The organism is Nocardia sp. CA-107356 (assembly GCF_050946365.1).
Taxonomy (GTDB): Bacteria; Actinomycetota; Actinomycetes; order Mycobacteriales; family Mycobacteriaceae; genus Nocardia.
The window spans coordinates 4,469,436-4,484,292 of the sequence record NZ_CP191992.1; the positions used below are offsets into that span (position 1 = coordinate 4,469,436).

Annotated in this window: 11 protein-coding genes and 2 pseudogenes; 9 read left to right on the plus strand and 4 right to left on the minus strand. The window is 64.2% G+C overall.

From position 1 onward, the window contains the following. Positions 1 to 136 precede the first annotated feature (136 nt). The 6 genes from ACQP1G_RS20030 to ACQP1G_RS20055 all read left to right on the plus strand — a co-directional run bounded on the left by ACQP1G_RS20030 (position 137) and on the right by ACQP1G_RS20055 (position 9,009). The gene (locus tag ACQP1G_RS20030; RefSeq protein ID WP_433192176.1) at positions 137 to 2,098 is read left to right on the plus strand and encodes a tyrosine-type recombinase/integrase; all 1,962 of its coding nucleotides are present in this window, start codon (positions 137 to 139) and stop codon (positions 2,096 to 2,098) included. A 31-nt stretch (positions 2,099 to 2,129) separates the two neighbouring features. Continuing rightward, positions 2,130 to 2,903 (plus strand): tyrosine-type recombinase/integrase, encoded by a 774-nt coding sequence (locus ACQP1G_RS20035; RefSeq protein WP_433206475.1) that lies wholly within the window; start codon positions 2,130 to 2,132, stop codon positions 2,901 to 2,903. A 487-nt stretch (positions 2,904 to 3,390) separates the two neighbouring features. Next, positions 3,391 to 6,018 (plus strand): tyrosine-type recombinase/integrase, encoded by a 2,628-nt coding sequence (locus ACQP1G_RS20040; RefSeq protein WP_433206478.1) that lies wholly within the window; start codon positions 3,391 to 3,393, stop codon positions 6,016 to 6,018. Beyond that, positions 5,997 to 6,224: a hypothetical protein gene (locus ACQP1G_RS20045; RefSeq protein ID WP_433204842.1), complete on the plus strand. Its 228-nt coding sequence runs from the start codon at positions 5,997 to 5,999 to the stop codon at positions 6,222 to 6,224. Before ACQP1G_RS20040 ends, ACQP1G_RS20045 begins: the two co-directional genes overlap by 22 nt. Next, complete coding sequence (locus ACQP1G_RS20050; protein ID WP_433204839.1) at positions 6,221 to 8,701, plus strand: tyrosine-type recombinase/integrase; 2,481 nt, start codon at positions 6,221 to 6,223, stop codon at positions 8,699 to 8,701. Before ACQP1G_RS20045 ends, ACQP1G_RS20050 begins: the two co-directional genes overlap by 4 nt. An 89-nt stretch (positions 8,702 to 8,790) precedes the next feature. Continuing rightward, positions 8,791 to 9,009, plus strand: a complete 219-nt coding sequence (locus ACQP1G_RS20055; protein ID WP_433204837.1) for a hypothetical protein — start codon at positions 8,791 to 8,793, stop codon at positions 9,007 to 9,009. On the opposite strand, the gene ACQP1G_RS20060 is transcribed toward ACQP1G_RS20055, so the two are convergent. Further along, the gene (locus tag ACQP1G_RS20060; RefSeq protein ID WP_433208581.1) at positions 9,000 to 9,650 is read right to left on the minus strand and encodes a class I SAM-dependent DNA methyltransferase; all 651 of its coding nucleotides are present in this window, start codon (positions 9,648 to 9,650) and stop codon (positions 9,000 to 9,002) included. The two genes, ACQP1G_RS20055 and ACQP1G_RS20060, sit on opposite strands and share 10 nt — an antisense overlap. Before the next feature lie 63 nt (positions 9,651 to 9,713). On the opposite strand from ACQP1G_RS20060, the pseudogene ACQP1G_RS20065 reads away from it, so the two are divergent. Next, a pseudogene (locus tag ACQP1G_RS20065) lies at positions 9,714 to 9,929 on the plus strand (tyrosine-type recombinase/integrase); the annotation flags it as partial. Continuing rightward, on the plus strand, positions 9,919 to 10,341 hold the full coding sequence (locus ACQP1G_RS20070) for a DUF6262 family protein (RefSeq protein WP_433206481.1): 423 nt from the start codon (positions 9,919 to 9,921) through the stop codon (positions 10,339 to 10,341). The pseudogene ACQP1G_RS20065 and the gene ACQP1G_RS20070, both read left to right, overlap by 11 nt. Positions 10,342 to 10,380: 39 nt before the next feature. Here ACQP1G_RS20070 and ACQP1G_RS20075 read toward each other — a convergent pair. The 3 genes and pseudogenes from ACQP1G_RS20075 to ACQP1G_RS20085 all read right to left on the minus strand — a co-directional run. Continuing rightward, positions 10,381 to 10,587: pseudogene (locus ACQP1G_RS20075) on the minus strand (IS3-like element IS987 family transposase); the annotation flags it as partial. A gap of 225 nt (positions 10,588 to 10,812) precedes the next feature. Continuing rightward, a complete protein-coding gene (locus ACQP1G_RS20080) occupies positions 10,813 to 11,136 on the minus strand; it encodes a helix-turn-helix domain-containing protein (RefSeq protein ID WP_433208675.1) in 324 nt (107 codons plus the stop codon). 197 nt (positions 11,137 to 11,333) lie between these two features. Continuing rightward, on the minus strand, positions 11,334 to 12,209 hold the full coding sequence (locus ACQP1G_RS20085; protein ID WP_433206484.1) for a site-specific integrase: 876 nt from the start codon (positions 12,207 to 12,209) through the stop codon (positions 11,334 to 11,336). A 2,009-nt stretch (positions 12,210 to 14,218) separates the two neighbouring features. Between ACQP1G_RS20085 and ACQP1G_RS20090 the strand changes: the two genes are divergently transcribed. Continuing rightward, positions 14,219 to 14,584 carry a group I truncated hemoglobin gene (locus ACQP1G_RS20090; RefSeq protein WP_433206487.1) on the plus strand — a complete coding sequence of 122 codons (366 nt, stop codon included), beginning with the start codon at positions 14,219 to 14,221 and terminating at the stop codon, positions 14,582 to 14,584. Positions 14,585 to 14,857 lie beyond the last annotated feature (273 nt).

Genomic DNA, 14,857 nt, shown 5'->3' on the forward strand with positions numbered 1-14,857 from the left:
ATGGAATGCCTTGCGGTAGTGGATGATTTGGTTCCATCACCGTTGCGCCAGAGATGCGGTCGCTGTGATACTGCAGGGCTGCGCCACCCACAGGGCGAGCTTCTGGGCCTGGGACTCGACAGCGTGGGCAGGAGTATTGGGGACCAGCGGAAACGCTTTCCTGGCAACGCATCCGCAGTTCGGACGCACCTCGGCGAGATCCTACGCAATCGCTCTGGCCTACTTGTTCGGGTTCACCGATCTGGACCTTTTGGGCAATGTCGGTCGGGCGGCGGTCGCGCGGAAAGTGTTCGGCGAGGCCATCGTCGACCAGGCGGTGGAGCAGGTCACCTCGGTGCTGCATGGCTGGGGACAGCGCTCACCGCAAGTGAACGCACGGACCGCGAGCCTGGTTTGCCATGCGCTGTTGCTCAACCGCAGCCCGCTGCTGGCTGACCTGTCCGAAGACGTGCTGAACGGGTTGCGGGTGAACATGTCGATTCCGTACTCGTTGCGCCAGACCACCCACAGCCTCCATCGGGCACTGGCAGCACTCGGATATGTCGGCCCACCGCGACCGCCCGCGCGGTTGATGCTGGCACCGGCGGAGGGGGTGGACCCGATCTGGGCCGACTGGGTGCAGCGATGGCACGACACCTCTCCACTCCCCGTCTCGGGCAGAAAGGGACGCCGCGGTCAGATGTTGCGGATGGGGCGATGGCTGGCCGCCGAACATCCCGATATTCGCGAGCCTGGCCAGTGGACCCGTGAACTGTGTGCTGCCTGGGTCGCCGCCGTCGACCGTCTCCGCATCGGCGACTACACCCAAAATGACGAGTCCTTGCGGGACCGCATCGGTGAGCCACTGATGCCACGCACAAAGAGCGGACTGCTCGCCGGTGCCCGCCAGCTCTTCCGGGACTGCCACGAATGGGGCTGGATTCCCCGCCGATTCGACCCGGCCCGCGCACTGGCCACCCCGCGCAGCATCCAAGCTCTAATCGGCCCGGACCCACGGGTGATAGCCGACGATGTCTGGGCCAAGCTGTTGTGGGCCGGACTCAACCTTGAGCACAGCGACGTCTACACCGACGCCGTCGGCCGCAAATACCCCATCGAAATGCTCAAAGCGTTGGTGCTGACCTGGCTATTCGCCGGACTGCGCAGCGACGAGATCGTCCGGCTGCGGGTCGGATGCATCCGCTGGCAACGCGAGGACGTCGCGCTCCCCGGCGACACCGACGGTGAGACGCTCGACAAGGACGCGGTCTGCCTGCTGGACATCCCGGTCCACAAGACCGGCACCGCGTTCACCAAACCGGTCGACCCGATCGTGGGCCACGCCATCGCCGCCTGGGAGGCCGTCCGACCGACACAACCCGCCGTCTTGGACCGCAAGACCGGCGAACGAGTGCACCTGCTGTTGTCCTACCGCGCGCTGGGAATCGCCAAACAGTACTTGAACATTCGCATCATCCCGGCGCTCTGCGCCAAGGCGGGAGTGCCGAGCACCGATGTCCGCGGCAAGATCACCAGCCATCGGGCACGGTCCACCATCGCCAGCCAGCTCTACAACGCCAAGGAACCGATGACCCTGTTCGAGCTGCAGGCATGGCTCGGGCACCGAAGTCCTTCGGCGACACAGCATTACGCCAAGATCGCGCCGACCACCCTGGCGAAGGCATACAACGACGCCGGGTACTTCGCCCGCAACGTCCGCACCATCGAAGTGCTCGTCGATCGCGACGCGGTTACTTCCGGTGCGGCGGCATCTGGACAGCCGTGGCAGTACTACGACCTCGGGCATGGCTACTGCACCTACAGCTTCTTCGAGCAGTGCCCGCACCGAATGGCTTGTGCTCGTTGCGATTTCTACGCACCGAAGGATTCCAGCAAAGCACAGTTGCTGGAGGCCAAGGAGAATCTTCAGCGCATGCTGGCCAACGTTCCACTCACCGAGGACGAACAGGCAGCGGTCGACGACGGCCAAGCTGCCCTCGATCGTTTACTGGAACGCCTGATCAACGTCCCCACTCCCGATGGCGCAACACCCCGCCAGATCGCCGCACCGGCCACCACCGGCCTGCTACCGATCATCGCGGTCAACCAGCGCAAATAAGGCACGGACTTGACATTTTAGATTCCACATAATGTCGGCTGTGTCGGCGTTCTACGAGTTTCATCAGCGCCATGGCGTGGATCTGGGTGATCTGATGGTGACCTGGCAGCGCCGCGAATCACGTGGTGGATCGTGGCGTCCTCTGTTGGCGCACTTGGGTTCTCGTCCCGAACGGACACGTCGAATCCGGATGCGAGCTGACAAGCTCCTGCCTGAGACGCTTGACGAGCAGGAGGTCTCGGCCGTGCTGGCAGCGTGCGGGCGGTTGCGGGATCGGTTGTTGTTCAGGCTGCTGGCCGAGTCCGGGCTGCGTGTCGGGGAAGCGTTGGGGTTGCGCCATGACGACATCGACGCCGCGTCGAGCGTGGTGTCAGTGGTCGGGCGGACCAACCGCAACGGGGCCCGAGCCAAATCCGGGTCGCGGCCAGTTCCGGTGCCGGCGCGGTTGATTCGCCTCTACAGCGACTACCTGCACACCGAATACGGTGACCTGGACAGCGACTATGTGTTCGTCAACTTGTGGGCCGGCGCAGTGGGGGCGCCGATGAACTACCGCAGCGTCTACGACTTGGTGCTACGGCTGCGCAAGCGAACGGGAATCATGTTCTCCCCGCATGTGTTTCGCCACACTTACGCCACCGGGTTACTCCGGCGCGGAGTTTCGGTGGAGGTGGTGAGCAAATTGCTCGGACACGCCTCGATCTCCACCACCGGCGACACCTACTCCCACCTGAGTGTCGAAGACGCCCGCCGCGCGCTGATTGAAGCCGGGGCCCTCGACGGAAGGCCATGGCGCGGTGAGTAGTTCGATGCCGAGAACGGCACCGGCCATCGTCGGTGGACTGGGTGAGCGGCTGGCTGCGGTGGTGCGGCCGGAGTTCCGAACGGAGGTGCTGGTGCCCGCGGTCGGCGATTTGATCCTGGGAACGCCGCCGTGCTCGGTGCCTGGCTGCGTGCACTCCTCGCGCTACAACCGATTGTGTTTGGCGCACCACCGACGCTGGAACAGCGCAGGGCGACCATCGTTGCCGGAGTGGGCGGCTACAGCTGATCCGGCGGTGATGGGGCATCGTCCGCTGCAACCATGCGCGGTCACCGGATGCGGATACGGGCAACTACGATATCGGTTGTGCTACAAGCATTCCCGGCAATGGGATGCCATAGGACGCCCTGACCTTGGAACCTGGTCACCCCCGACGGCGACCGCAGCGGCGGTCTGCGCGGTGCACGGTTGCCGGCTATGGGCCGAACTCGACGCCGGTTGGTGCCGGTCCCACCACACGAGGTGGCGGATGCGGGGTCGCCCCGCGGTCGAGGAGTTCGTCGCATACTGCGCGGATTACGGCGAGGACCGATTCGACTTCCGGGCACTGTCGGCGCGGCCGCGGCTCGAGCTCCAGTACGCGCTGCAATGCCGGGTCGACGCACAACGGGCCCGAGTGGTGCCACGAACGATCAAACCGCTGATCGACCATCTCGCCACGGCCGGGGACATCTCCCTGTTGGACCGGCCGCTGCAGCGGTGGCTCGACGAGTTGCCCGCCTCGGCAACGAGCACCGCGCGAGCGTTTATCGCCTTCGCCGTCGACTGCCTGCTGGACCTGCGCGACAGCGCAGGCTGGGACACTGAATATCCAAGGGACACCTGGCTTTTACGGCGTCTAGCGATTCCCGGCGCCGGTCGAGGCGCCCGGCTCGATTTCACCCCGGTCCAGCCGATCTGGCTGCGGGAACTGGCCAAACGCTGGTGCCGGTGGCGGCTGTCATGCGGAGTCGGGCTCACCCAGGTCCGCCGCGATCTCGTCGCGGTGGTGCGACTGTCGCGGCTGAGTCCCGGGTTGACCTCTTCGCTCGGTCCCGCCACCCTGACCCGCACGAGTCTGGAGTGCTATCTGGCTGCGCTGGCCAGCGAGGTCGGCCATACCAAGACGCGGCGCGGCGATATCGGCGCGGTGACCGGGTTTCTGCGAGCGATCCGCCAACATGGTTGGGCCACATTGCCTGTCGATGCCGATCTCTATCCCGACGACTGTCCCCGCCCGGAGCAGCCGAGCGCATCGCGGGCGATTCCGGAATTCGTGATGAATCAGCTCGAATCGCCAGCCAATCTCGACCGAATCACCGACCCGCGCATCCGTTTGTTGATCGAAATCCTCATCGGCACCGGGCTGCGGATCGGTGATGCCACCCGCCTGTCGATCGACTGCCTCGTCCGAGACCCGGCCGCAGCGACCTACCTGCGCTACCGCAACCACAAGATGCGTCGCGAGGCCATCGTCCCCATCGACGACCAGCTCGCCGGGAAGATCACCGAACAGCAGGAACGCACCAGCGCCCAACACCCCGATACCGATGTGCTGTTTCCGCGCACACACGCCAACCCAAAAGGCCGATATCCCCTCGGGCCCAACACCTTCGACATGCACCTCAAGCAGTGGTTCTCCGATATCGCCGTGACCGACGAACTCGGCCGCACGGCCAGGGTCACCCCGCACCAATTCCGCCACACCTACGCCACCCGGCTGATCAACAACAACGTCTCCCAAGAAGTCGTGCGCAGGCTACTCGACCACACCAGCCACACCATGACCGCCCGCTACGCCCGCCTGGCCGACACCACCATCCGCACCCAATGGGAACGCGCCCGCAAAATCGACATCCACGGCCGCCCCGTCGACACCAACGATGACGGGCTGCTCGGCGACGCGGAATGGATGAACCACAACCTCGCCCGCGCCCAGATGGCGCTGCCCAACGGCTACTGCGGGCTGCCGCTGCAGAAGTCCTGCCCACACGCGAACGCCCTATTGACTGAACTAACTTCATGGTTGGGGCAGGTCGGAGCCGCTGGGGTTTGGGCCGGGTCGGTAGCTTGCCGGCGTGATCGAATCCGAGGAGAACACCCGCGATCTCGCGGGTCTGGTGGTGCCCCGGTCGGGCCGGTTGATAGCTACCGGCGAGGACTCCGAGCCGTATCGGCTGCTGGACAGCAGCGGGGTGGTGGTCGACGCGGCGGCGGTGTTCCTGCGAGAGTTGTTGGCGGCGGGGCGGCCGGCGCCGACGCTGCGCTCGTATGGCATGGATCTGTTGCGGTGGTGGCGGTTCTACAGGCCGTCGATGTCGGCTGGGACCGCGCGACTCGGGTCGAAGCTCGCGATTTCAGCTGCTGGATTCAGCTGACGGTGAAGCAACGCCGTCAGGTCGGTCGTTCCAGCGGCACTGGTTGGGCGAATGGTCGTGCGGGAGAGCCGAATTCGATAACCGGCAAGCCTGCGCTGGGCGACGGATACGCCCCGGCGACCGTGGCGCACTCGGAGACGGTGTTGCGGAGTTTCTACGACTTTCACCGGGATGCCGGCAGCGGGCCGGTTCTGAATCCGTTCCCGTTGGATCCGTCGCGGCGTTCCCGGCGGGCGCATGCGCATCACAATCCGATGGATGGGTGGGCGCGGGAGCGGGTGGGACGTTATCGGCCGAAGGTTCCGCATCGGGTTCCCCGCGCGATTCCCGATCACCGGTTCAACGAGTTGTTCGCGGCACTGGGGTCGCATCGGGACCGGGCGCTGGTGGCGTTCTGGATCTCGACGGGGGTGCGCGCGTCGGAGCTGCTGGGGCTGCGGCACTGCGACGTCGCCCCGGGCCAGCAACTGATCACCGTGGTGCGCAAGGGAACTCGCGCCGCGCAACAGGTGCCGGCGTCGGCGGATGCGTTCGTCTGGCTGCGGTTGTATCAGGAACAGTTGCACGGCCAGATCCCCCAAGGCCGCGTCCAGCCGGTGTGGTGGACGTTGCGGCGACCGCGGCGGCCGTTGAATTATCATGCGGCGCACCGGATGTTCGAGCGCGCCAACGCTGTCCTCGGCTCTTGCACGATCTGCGCCACTCTGCGGCCGCCAGAATGGCCCGCGACCCGCAGCTGACGCTGAGCGACGTCCAGCTGATTATGGGACATGCGCACCTGTCCACCACCGAAATTTACCTGACCCCGAATACAGACGAGGTGATCGCCGGGGTGCTGGCCCATCATGCCCGCACCGCCGAACGGCGCGACAAACCGGTGCCGCCACCGCCGGCACCCGGCTACGACCCACAGACGCTGAGTGTGTTGTTCGGGAGGAACTTGTGACCTCCATCGTCAAGCACAGCACCCGCAAACCACTGGCCGCCGCTGCGTCGGTCGCCGCCGAGCAGCGGCTGCGAAACGGCCAGCTGCGCACCGAATTCCCGCCACGCCTCGTGGAGGGATGGTGGCCACACACGGCAGCGACTGCCGAGCAGGTCCTCGGGCGGTTGACCGCCCCACCGTTCGCCCCCACGGCGAAAGGCACCCGGGCCGGACGACGACGCGGAGTGACCAAGATACTGAGCTGGCTGGCGTCGTTCCCGGGTGACACCTGGCAGGATCGCTGGCAAGCCAGCGGCGCCGAAGAGCATCCGGGAGCGGAATGGATCGAGCTGCCGATGGCATGGCTGGCAGCACACGGCGGAACCACCTCCTACGACTCGACCGATCTGCCGTCCGGGCTGCTGATGCTGATCTGCGGCGACATGCTCCGCCCCGGCATGGATTGGATGCTGACCCGCACTCACCGATATCTCGCGACGGTGATGGCGCAGGTCAGGGATCCGAACGGGTTCGCTCGGCTGGCCGAGCTGGCCGCCGCCGAACCGGCCAGTTCCCGGGCTGACGCGACGATCGCGACGACGCGCATCGCCGTGATCCTGGCCTGCAAGGGCGGCACCATCGCCGACATCGTCGTCGGTGACTGCGCGGAACTGGTCGACACCATGCGCCGAGTCCAGACCCGCGGCGGACAGAAGAAGGTCGACTTCTATCTCCGATTGCGCGCCGTGGGCATCTTCGGCGAACACGCGCCGCACAGCATCCGTGCTTTCGGGTTGGCCGGTGGACGGCTGACGATCGAACAGCTGGTCGACCGCTACCGCATCGGGTGCCGACCGATCCGCGACCTGCTCATCGACTACCTGCGTGAACGACAGCCGTCTCTGGACTTCGCCAGCATCGATGCGGTCTCGAGGACGCTGGCCGGCCTGTTCTGGGCCCGCATCGAGGCACTGTCTCCCGGCATCGATACCCTGCAGATCCCGACGGAGGTGATACGCGACTGGAAAGACGGCCTCGGCACGGTCGAACGCACCGCGATCAGCAGCACTGGCGAGCGGATCAAAGTGCCGGTGCCGCGGCTGAATTTGAAAGACGAGCTGATGCGGGTGCGGGCCCTCTACCTCGACATCGCGCACTGGGCCGTCGAGGACCCGGCACGTTGGGGACCGTGGGTCGCGCCCTGCCCGATCACCAATGCCGAAATTCAGAAGGCCAAGGAACGCAAGCACCGCAAGGCCCGCATGGACCAGCGCACCCGCGAACGGCTGCCCGTCCTGCCTGTCCTCGTGGCCACCGTCAACGACCGGCGTCTCGCAGCGGCCGGGCTCCTGGCCGCAGCCCAAGCGGCAGAACCCGGGGCGATCATCGACGGCACGGATGGGAACCTGCGAAAAGCTGTTGTTCCCAACGCGATCGGGCGATTCGTCTGGGCTGAAGAGGTCGCCACCGGCAAACGGCGCAACCTGTCCTACGAAGAAGAGGAAGCGTTCTGTGCGTTCGCGACCATCGAGGTGCTGCGCCTGACCGGCATCCGCTGCGAGGAACTGCTCGAACTGTCTCATCACAGCATCACCGAATATCGGCTGCCCAGCACGGGCGAGCTGGTGCCGCTGCTCCAGATCGCACCATCCAAGACCGACACCGAGCGCCTGCTGTTGGTCAGCCCCGAGCTGGCCGACATTCTCAGCACCATCGTGCAGCGCTTACGCAACCCGGACGGCTCCATCCCGCTGATCGTCTCCTACGACGTCCGGGAGAGAATCTGGAACCCGCCCATGCCGGTGCTGTTCCAGCGCGGAATCGGCAACGAACGCCGGGCTTACACCCCGACCGCGATCCGCAAGCTGCTCATCAACGCCCTCGCCGCGACCCGGCTCACCGACCCGAACGGCGACCCACTGATATTCAGCCCTCACGACTTCCGCAGGATCTTCGTCACCGACGCCATCATGAACGGCCTGCCACCGCATATCGCGCAGGTCATTTGCGGGCACAAGAGCATCGATACGACCATGGGTTACAAGGCCGTCTACCCTGCGGAAACCATTGAGGCACATCGGGCTTTCATCGCGCGCCGCCGGTCCGTTCGTCCCGGCGAAGAATACCGCACCCCGACCGACGAAGAGTGGGACGCATTCCTGTCGCATTTCGAGAAGCGGAAGGTGTCGGTCGGGACCTGTGCGCGAACATTTTCGACGCCGTGCATTCATGAGCACGCATGTGTCCGGTGTTCACTCCTGAGACCGGATCCGGCCCAGCGAGCCCGGCTCGAGGAGATCCGCGACAACCTCGAAGCCCGCATCATCGAGGCCAAACGCGAAGGCTGGCTCGGCGAAGTCGAGGGCTTGCAGGTCAGCTACAGCGGCGTCAACGACAAACTCGCCCAGATCGACGCCACGCTCCAGCGAACCACGGCAGCGACCGAGCTCGGCATCCCCGGATTCGATGCCATCTCCGGAAGGGCTTCTGCCCCATGAGAATTAAGTTCAGGGAAGCTTGTGTCAGATGCTCACTCCTCCGACCTGACCCGGCCCAACGGGCACGGCTTGCCGAGATCCGCGACAACTTGATCGCCCGAATCACCGAAGCCGAGATGGAAGGCTGGCTCGGCGAGGTCGAGGGTCTCCAGGTCAGCCTGGCCGACGCCGAGGAGAAGCTGACCCAGCTCGATGCCGCCCTCAAACCGTCAATGATCCACCTGGGCCTGCCCACCTTCGGCGAGATCGCCGCACAAGCTACCTGGTCCCGGGTCCGCCAGGCGACTGGCGGAGCCGCTCAAGGTTGACGACGCGCGAGGACGATCCCTCCCAACCTGCTCTCGGCCGAGGTGAGAGTCTTGTGCGTCTCGACGGCGAAGCCAGCTTCGTTCAGCCACGCGATCGTCTGGTCATGCTGCCGGCGATGGACATAGACCTTCATCGGGCGCCCGCCATAGCCCTCAGTCTTCAACCGCGACTCATCGCCGACATGGAAGCTGAGCAGCAACGGCCCGCCGGGCCGAAGCACTCGACGGAAATGCGCAAGAACCGAGCTGATCTCGTCGTCAGGAATGTGGATCAGTGAGTACCAAGCGACCAGCCCAGTCACCGAGGCGTCGTCCAAGGTCAGGTCTGTCATAGAACCGAGATCGAACCGCACCCCAGGGTGATGGCGACGGGCTACATCGATCATCCCCGGTGACAGATCGATGCCGAACGCGTCCAGGCCCAGCTCCCGCAGGTGGCCTGTAATCCTGCCTGTCCCGCACCCCACGTCCGCGACCAGCCCGCCGCCTTGCGCACACACCAGGTCGGCAAACAGAGCCAAGATCGCACGTTCTTCCGGCGATTCATCCAATATATGACGTGTCAGCTCTGCGTAACTTGCAGCGACGGTGTCATAAGACGCACGCGTATCCGCCAGCCAGTCATCGGCGCTCAGTCCCATCTCCACCGATCGAAGACTACCCAAGTCATCAATCAGCGTGACGACTTACAGTAGTTCAGAGAAGCCTGCCTGACCTGCCCGGTATTCATCACCACACCCGAGTTCCTGCCTCAACACCGCACCCAACGCGAGCAGACACTGCAACTGGTCACCGCAGCCGAAGCCCGCGGCCAACAACGCCTGGCCGAAGCCAACCGCACCGTGCTGACCAACCTCGACACCATCATCACCACACTCGAAACTGACACCCCCGCAAGGGGATCCACAGATGCGTGCTGACAACAGCGGCCATCTCGTTGCCGCCGCCCGACAACGCCATGAACAGACACGCATCAAAGCGATCGCCGCCCTGCACGACCTCGACCAGACAGGATCCCCGATCACCTTCGGATCCGTCGCAGACCACGCCGGCGTCTCCCGCTCCTGGCTCTACACCCAAACCGACCTCAAAGACGAAATACGCAGACTCCGCGCGCTTCAGCAACCGAAAGCCGTTGAACCACAACATAACCACGATCGAGCAAGCCACTCCTCCCTGCGCAGACGACTCAGCCTCGCCCACCAACGCATCCACGAACTCGACGACGAAAACCGCCGACTCCGCAACCAGGTCGCTCAACTACACGGCCAACTCCGCGCATCCCGCCTCGGCGGCACGTCGACGACACCGTCCACGACGCAAACCCGCTGATCACGCAGCGAGTCCGGAGCACCCGCCGGAGATAACGATCGCGCGCTTGAGTTCTGCGTTCTCCCGCCGCAACCGCTTCAGTTCCGCGGACTCCTCGCTGGCGATGCCCGGCCGGGCACCGGTGTCGATCTGGCCCTGCCGAATCCACTTACGAACCGTCTCCGGCGTCCCCACACCCAGCAGGTCGGCGACCGCCCTCATCGCAGCCCACTCAGACTCATGCTGATCACGGATCTCGACAAACATCCGCACGGCCCGCTCACGCAGCTCGGCCGGGTACTTCTTCCTCGACGACACGACTCCATCCTTCACAGAAGATGAAGTCCCCGGACTCACCGGGCGGATTCAAACTGTGTTGGGGGGCGTAGCCTCGCCGTTGCTGGCAAACATTGCGCTGAGCGTGCTCGATAAGCAGGTGATGGCGCCATGGAAGCCGGGCACGACGATGGCCAGCGAGGCCAAGCGCTTTGCTTACTCGGGTGGAAGTGACCGGCCGTCACGGCGTTTGGGTGTCACCACCGCTGCGCTGGTGCCGGTCGAGTCCGTCGGCTCGGCTTCGGTGACCGGTCGGTTGACCTTTTCGGGCTCGGGAAAAAGGACCTCCTCAACCCCGCAGCCCAGCACGGCGCAGATGATGTCCAGGTCCTCGAGCTTGATGCTGGCCGGGCTGCCGGACCACAGCCCGGACATCTTCCCGGCGCTGATCACCAGGCCGTGCTGGGTGAGTTGGCGTTGCAGCTCGCTGGCTTTCCAGATGCCCCGGTTGGCGGCGGCCAGCCGCAAGTTCCACTTCATGTCCCCAAGTCCCTTCAGGCGGCGAGCGGCGCGGTCCTGCCCCGCAAGCCATGCGTCCTCGACATGCGTGCGATGAACATGGATGTAATTCATCGTCGTGGCAACCCAGGAGTGGCCCAGCGTTCCCTGGATAGCGATCAAATCCATTCCACCCAAATACAATTCGCTCGCGCAAAAATGGCGCAGAACATGCGGAGTCAGACTCTCCGGCCATTCCGGCAGATGCCCGACCGCAGCCTCGGCCAGACCGCCCGCAGCGTCTCGCTGCTCACTCGGGCCGCGGTGCCATCGGCGTTACGGCGCTCCGAACAGAACAGCGGCGCGCCCACCCGCGCGGGATCGTCGCCGAGCTGGGACCACACGTCCTCGACGAACCATCGCAGGGTCCGGCCCGCGCCGTTGATCAGCGGCACCATGCGCTCGCGGGGCCCGGAACCCCGAGCGCCTTTGCCGTGGCGGACATGGAGTTTGCCGAAACGGCCCAGATCCCACTTGATGTCGGCCAGATCCAGATGACGCGCCTCGTTCACCCGCAACCCCACCTCGCTCATCAACCGGGCCGCAGCGTGGTTGCGGGCAACAGGCCCGAACTTGCGACAGGTCGCCAACTCCCCACGCCACCCGGCGAACAACCGTGCGATCTGCTCGGCCGCCGGCGGGATCCGCAGCTTGGCCTTCGCGCAGCCTCGGGGCCGGTTGATCTCGTCGATCGGGCACTCGACGATGCGGCCCGTCAGGTTGTGAATCTCGATCTTGTGTCGCAGCTCCAGAAACTCGAAATAAGTCCTGATCGCTTGCGCCCGAGCAAGTCTCGTGGGGATCGGCACCGGACGCAGCACGGTGCCGAAATACGAGTCCGCGTCCGCGGGCTGCATGTCCCACAACGGCTTCCCGAACCAGGTCCGCACCTGCTCCACGTGGCTGACATCCGAGCGAATCGTGTTGTCCGACAAGCCAGCCGCGCAACGAGCCAGGACAAACCCCGCGAACACGTCGGTCTCGAACCGCTCGATCTCCTCCAGACCCGCCGCCGCACGCACCTCGTGCAAATCCCGCACGACCGACAACCCCACCACGCCTCCTGGCCTTCAACTTCACCGCTGGAGCATCGTCAAACACGAGAGCAGCTCGGAATACATGAAGTTGAGTCAGAACGGCCAAAACCACCAGAACACGGAAAACCCCCAGGTCCAGCACGGGAACCGCGACCGACGACCCCAACGAACTCCGGGATTATTTTTTAGAAACGGAGCAGGAGCAATCCCGCCACCGCGCCCCGGGCCTACTCAGCGAACCGAGCCTCAAGGATCTTCGTGGTCTGGTATCTGAACGCGGGTGAAGCCTTCCGAATGGTTGGGCCTTCCCTTCCTGCAATTGGCGTTACTGCACGTCAGACCGGTGCACTATCGCCTTCGTGGTCAGCCCGCACCCCTCACATCGCGGGACCGGATCAGCCAGCCGGTCAGATGCGGACGGGATCAGGCGACGGGGGAACGAAGCGCCGCTCGGCTGGTGGACATCGCGCCTCCCGTAGAGAGGGAAGGGCCTTGATGACCCCCGCCAGTCTGTTGCGTGTAACAGAAGATAATCTGCGAGAGCAGGCCAAAACATCACTCGGAAACCCCGTCAGCACGGCTCGCTTGTCTGCGATCCGTCGGCACCGAACCATGTTGGCATAGCCTGCAATTCAGCTTCCACCAAATGTGAGGCAGAGCAACATAACCGTCAGGCACGACCTGATGCTTAGGCGCACGTGACCGCGCGATCGCCTGCTCGACAGATAGTCTCCAGCAGCAGCTTCCAAGTGTCATCGTATAGCCTTCGTCGGGTGGTGCGACAGGGCGCCCAAAGATAACGGCAAGGACGTGCCGGTGGCCACGTCAGCCGGGCCCTCGGGCCGTCCAACACCGGCAACAAATCCCCGTTCGGAGCCGCCGCCTGCCCAGGTCGACTGCAGGTCCCAGTCAAACGACCGGCGTGAAACTTTTACCACACGTCTGTTGGGTTACGTCAATTCCACTATCGTGCCATGACGGCCCGTTCGCGATCGCCTTATTGTCGGATAGGTAGAAGTCGAGTGAGGTGGTGTAGTGAATATTTGGACGGGCGAGCCCCTGAAGTCGATCGCCAAAGGTTGGCCTCGCCATGAAATTCTCTGCCCGTACACTGCGGAGGGGGTGATGGTTGCGCTGGCTCCCGCTCTCGTCGACCTGTACCGGGAACGGCACCGATACTGCGCAGATACCCCACTGCGAATGGATTGGGCCGAGGCAGGTTTCGTGCTCCGCGAGCACGCCGGGCATGGCAGCCACTGCCGGCAGTACCTCTCGGCCCTGCAATGCAGAAGGCATAGCCCTATCGGTAATTGAAAGTGCACCAGGATATGGCAAGTATTTACGATTCTTGCCATATCCTGACGGCGCCAAGTTTGGCCGTAAACCGGCGGAGCGCCTTAGTTACCGCGCCAATTGTTCTACCGATATCGGCGATGACAGATCGGCAGCTATTGTGATGAGACCGACAAGGAGTTTGAATGATCGCGTCAAGCCGCAACCTTGACCCGGGCTGTGGCGTCGGCGGTGAGGGTGTGATTGTCGCGAATCAGCCCCCAGATTACGTCGTTGAGTCGACAGTGCGGCCACGTAGAACTTGCTGCGGTGGTACCGCATGGGACACTGCAGGTTCCCGCGTCTGTCTCTGAGTGTCGGTGCCAGTCCGGTGTAGGCGGCCGGTGGCCCGAACACTTTTGGCAGGAATGGCGTCGGCCAGCAACTGTGCGCAGGTTCTCGCGGCGTGCAGTGAGCACCTGGAGATCGCGGAGGATTCGGGCAATGCCCGTGATCGGCGTTAGACCGCCATGCATATGGGCAGTTTCGACGGTCTGCGCGCATCCCTCCGCGTCTGTTCGGCGCTGATCCTGCGTCACCCGTACCAGACGCGCCGGCCTCCGCGAGGTGCGCGGTGGTGAGCACCTATCTGCTGAGCGCAAAGCATGGGCCAATGGGCCCGCCATGACACCGCACCCCGCCCCTGGGCACCCAGAACATCCGGTCCTGAACACCTACAACCTTATGGAGCACCTATGACGACCGAACAGTCGATCTACGAGCAGATCGGCGGCACGCCGGCTATCACCCTCGTTGTCAGCCACTTTTACAAACTGGTCCTTGCGGACGACGCGCTCAAAGACAAGTTCGACAGTGTTGATTTGGAACGGCTCAAAAAGCGCCAGGTCGAGTTCTTTGCGGCCGTGCTAGGTGGCCCCGATCCTTATACGGGTGCGTCAATGAAAAACGTGCACCAGCATCTCGGCGTCACCACCGAGCAGTTCGGGCTTGTTGCTGGACATTTGACTGCCGCACTGCTCGCGGCAGGCGTCTCACAGGCAACGACGGGCGAAATTATATGCGGCATTGGTCAACTTGCTGACGATATCGTCACCGGGTAAATGGGTCGGCGAAGAAAGTTTGCGCCGGCAGACCGATCGAGACACCGCGTTTGTTTTCATCCGGAACTGCTCCTGCGTGGCTGCGCAGACAGGTCATCGGCTGATATGCGTTGACGATTCGCATCAACAATTCTGGGCCGAGAACACGACACGACGCCCGAACTTCCGGCTGCGACATGCCGACCTCGCTGTTAATTGATGCGAAGCAGGCTTGATAACAAAGTTAAGCTCGGGGTTAAAACGGCTACCGAAATTTCACCCTGCGGACTGGCA

What these genes read in the sequence shown, in the direction of transcription:
- ACQP1G_RS20060 (WP_433208581.1), bottom strand. Translation starts at nt 9,650, where the DNA reads ATGGGACTGAGCGCCGATGACTGGCTGGCGGATACGCGTGCGTCTTAT.
- ACQP1G_RS20040 (WP_433206478.1), top strand. Translation starts at nt 3,391, where the DNA reads ATGCGGGGTCGCCCCGCGGTCGAGGAGTTCGTCGCATACTGCGCGGAT.
- ACQP1G_RS20070 (WP_433206481.1), top strand. Translation starts at nt 9,919, where the DNA reads ATGCGTGCTGACAACAGCGGCCATCTCGTTGCCGCCGCCCGACAACGC.
- ACQP1G_RS20045 (WP_433204842.1), top strand. Translation starts at nt 5,997, where the DNA reads ATGGCCCGCGACCCGCAGCTGACGCTGAGCGACGTCCAGCTGATTATG.
- ACQP1G_RS20035 (WP_433206475.1), top strand. Translation starts at nt 2,130, where the DNA reads ATGTCGGCTGTGTCGGCGTTCTACGAGTTTCATCAGCGCCATGGCGTG.
- ACQP1G_RS20080 (WP_433208675.1), bottom strand. Translation starts at nt 11,136, where the DNA reads ATGAAGTGGAACTTGCGGCTGGCCGCCGCCAACCGGGGCATCTGGAAA.
- ACQP1G_RS20090 (WP_433206487.1), top strand. Translation starts at nt 14,219, where the DNA reads ATGACGACCGAACAGTCGATCTACGAGCAGATCGGCGGCACGCCGGCT.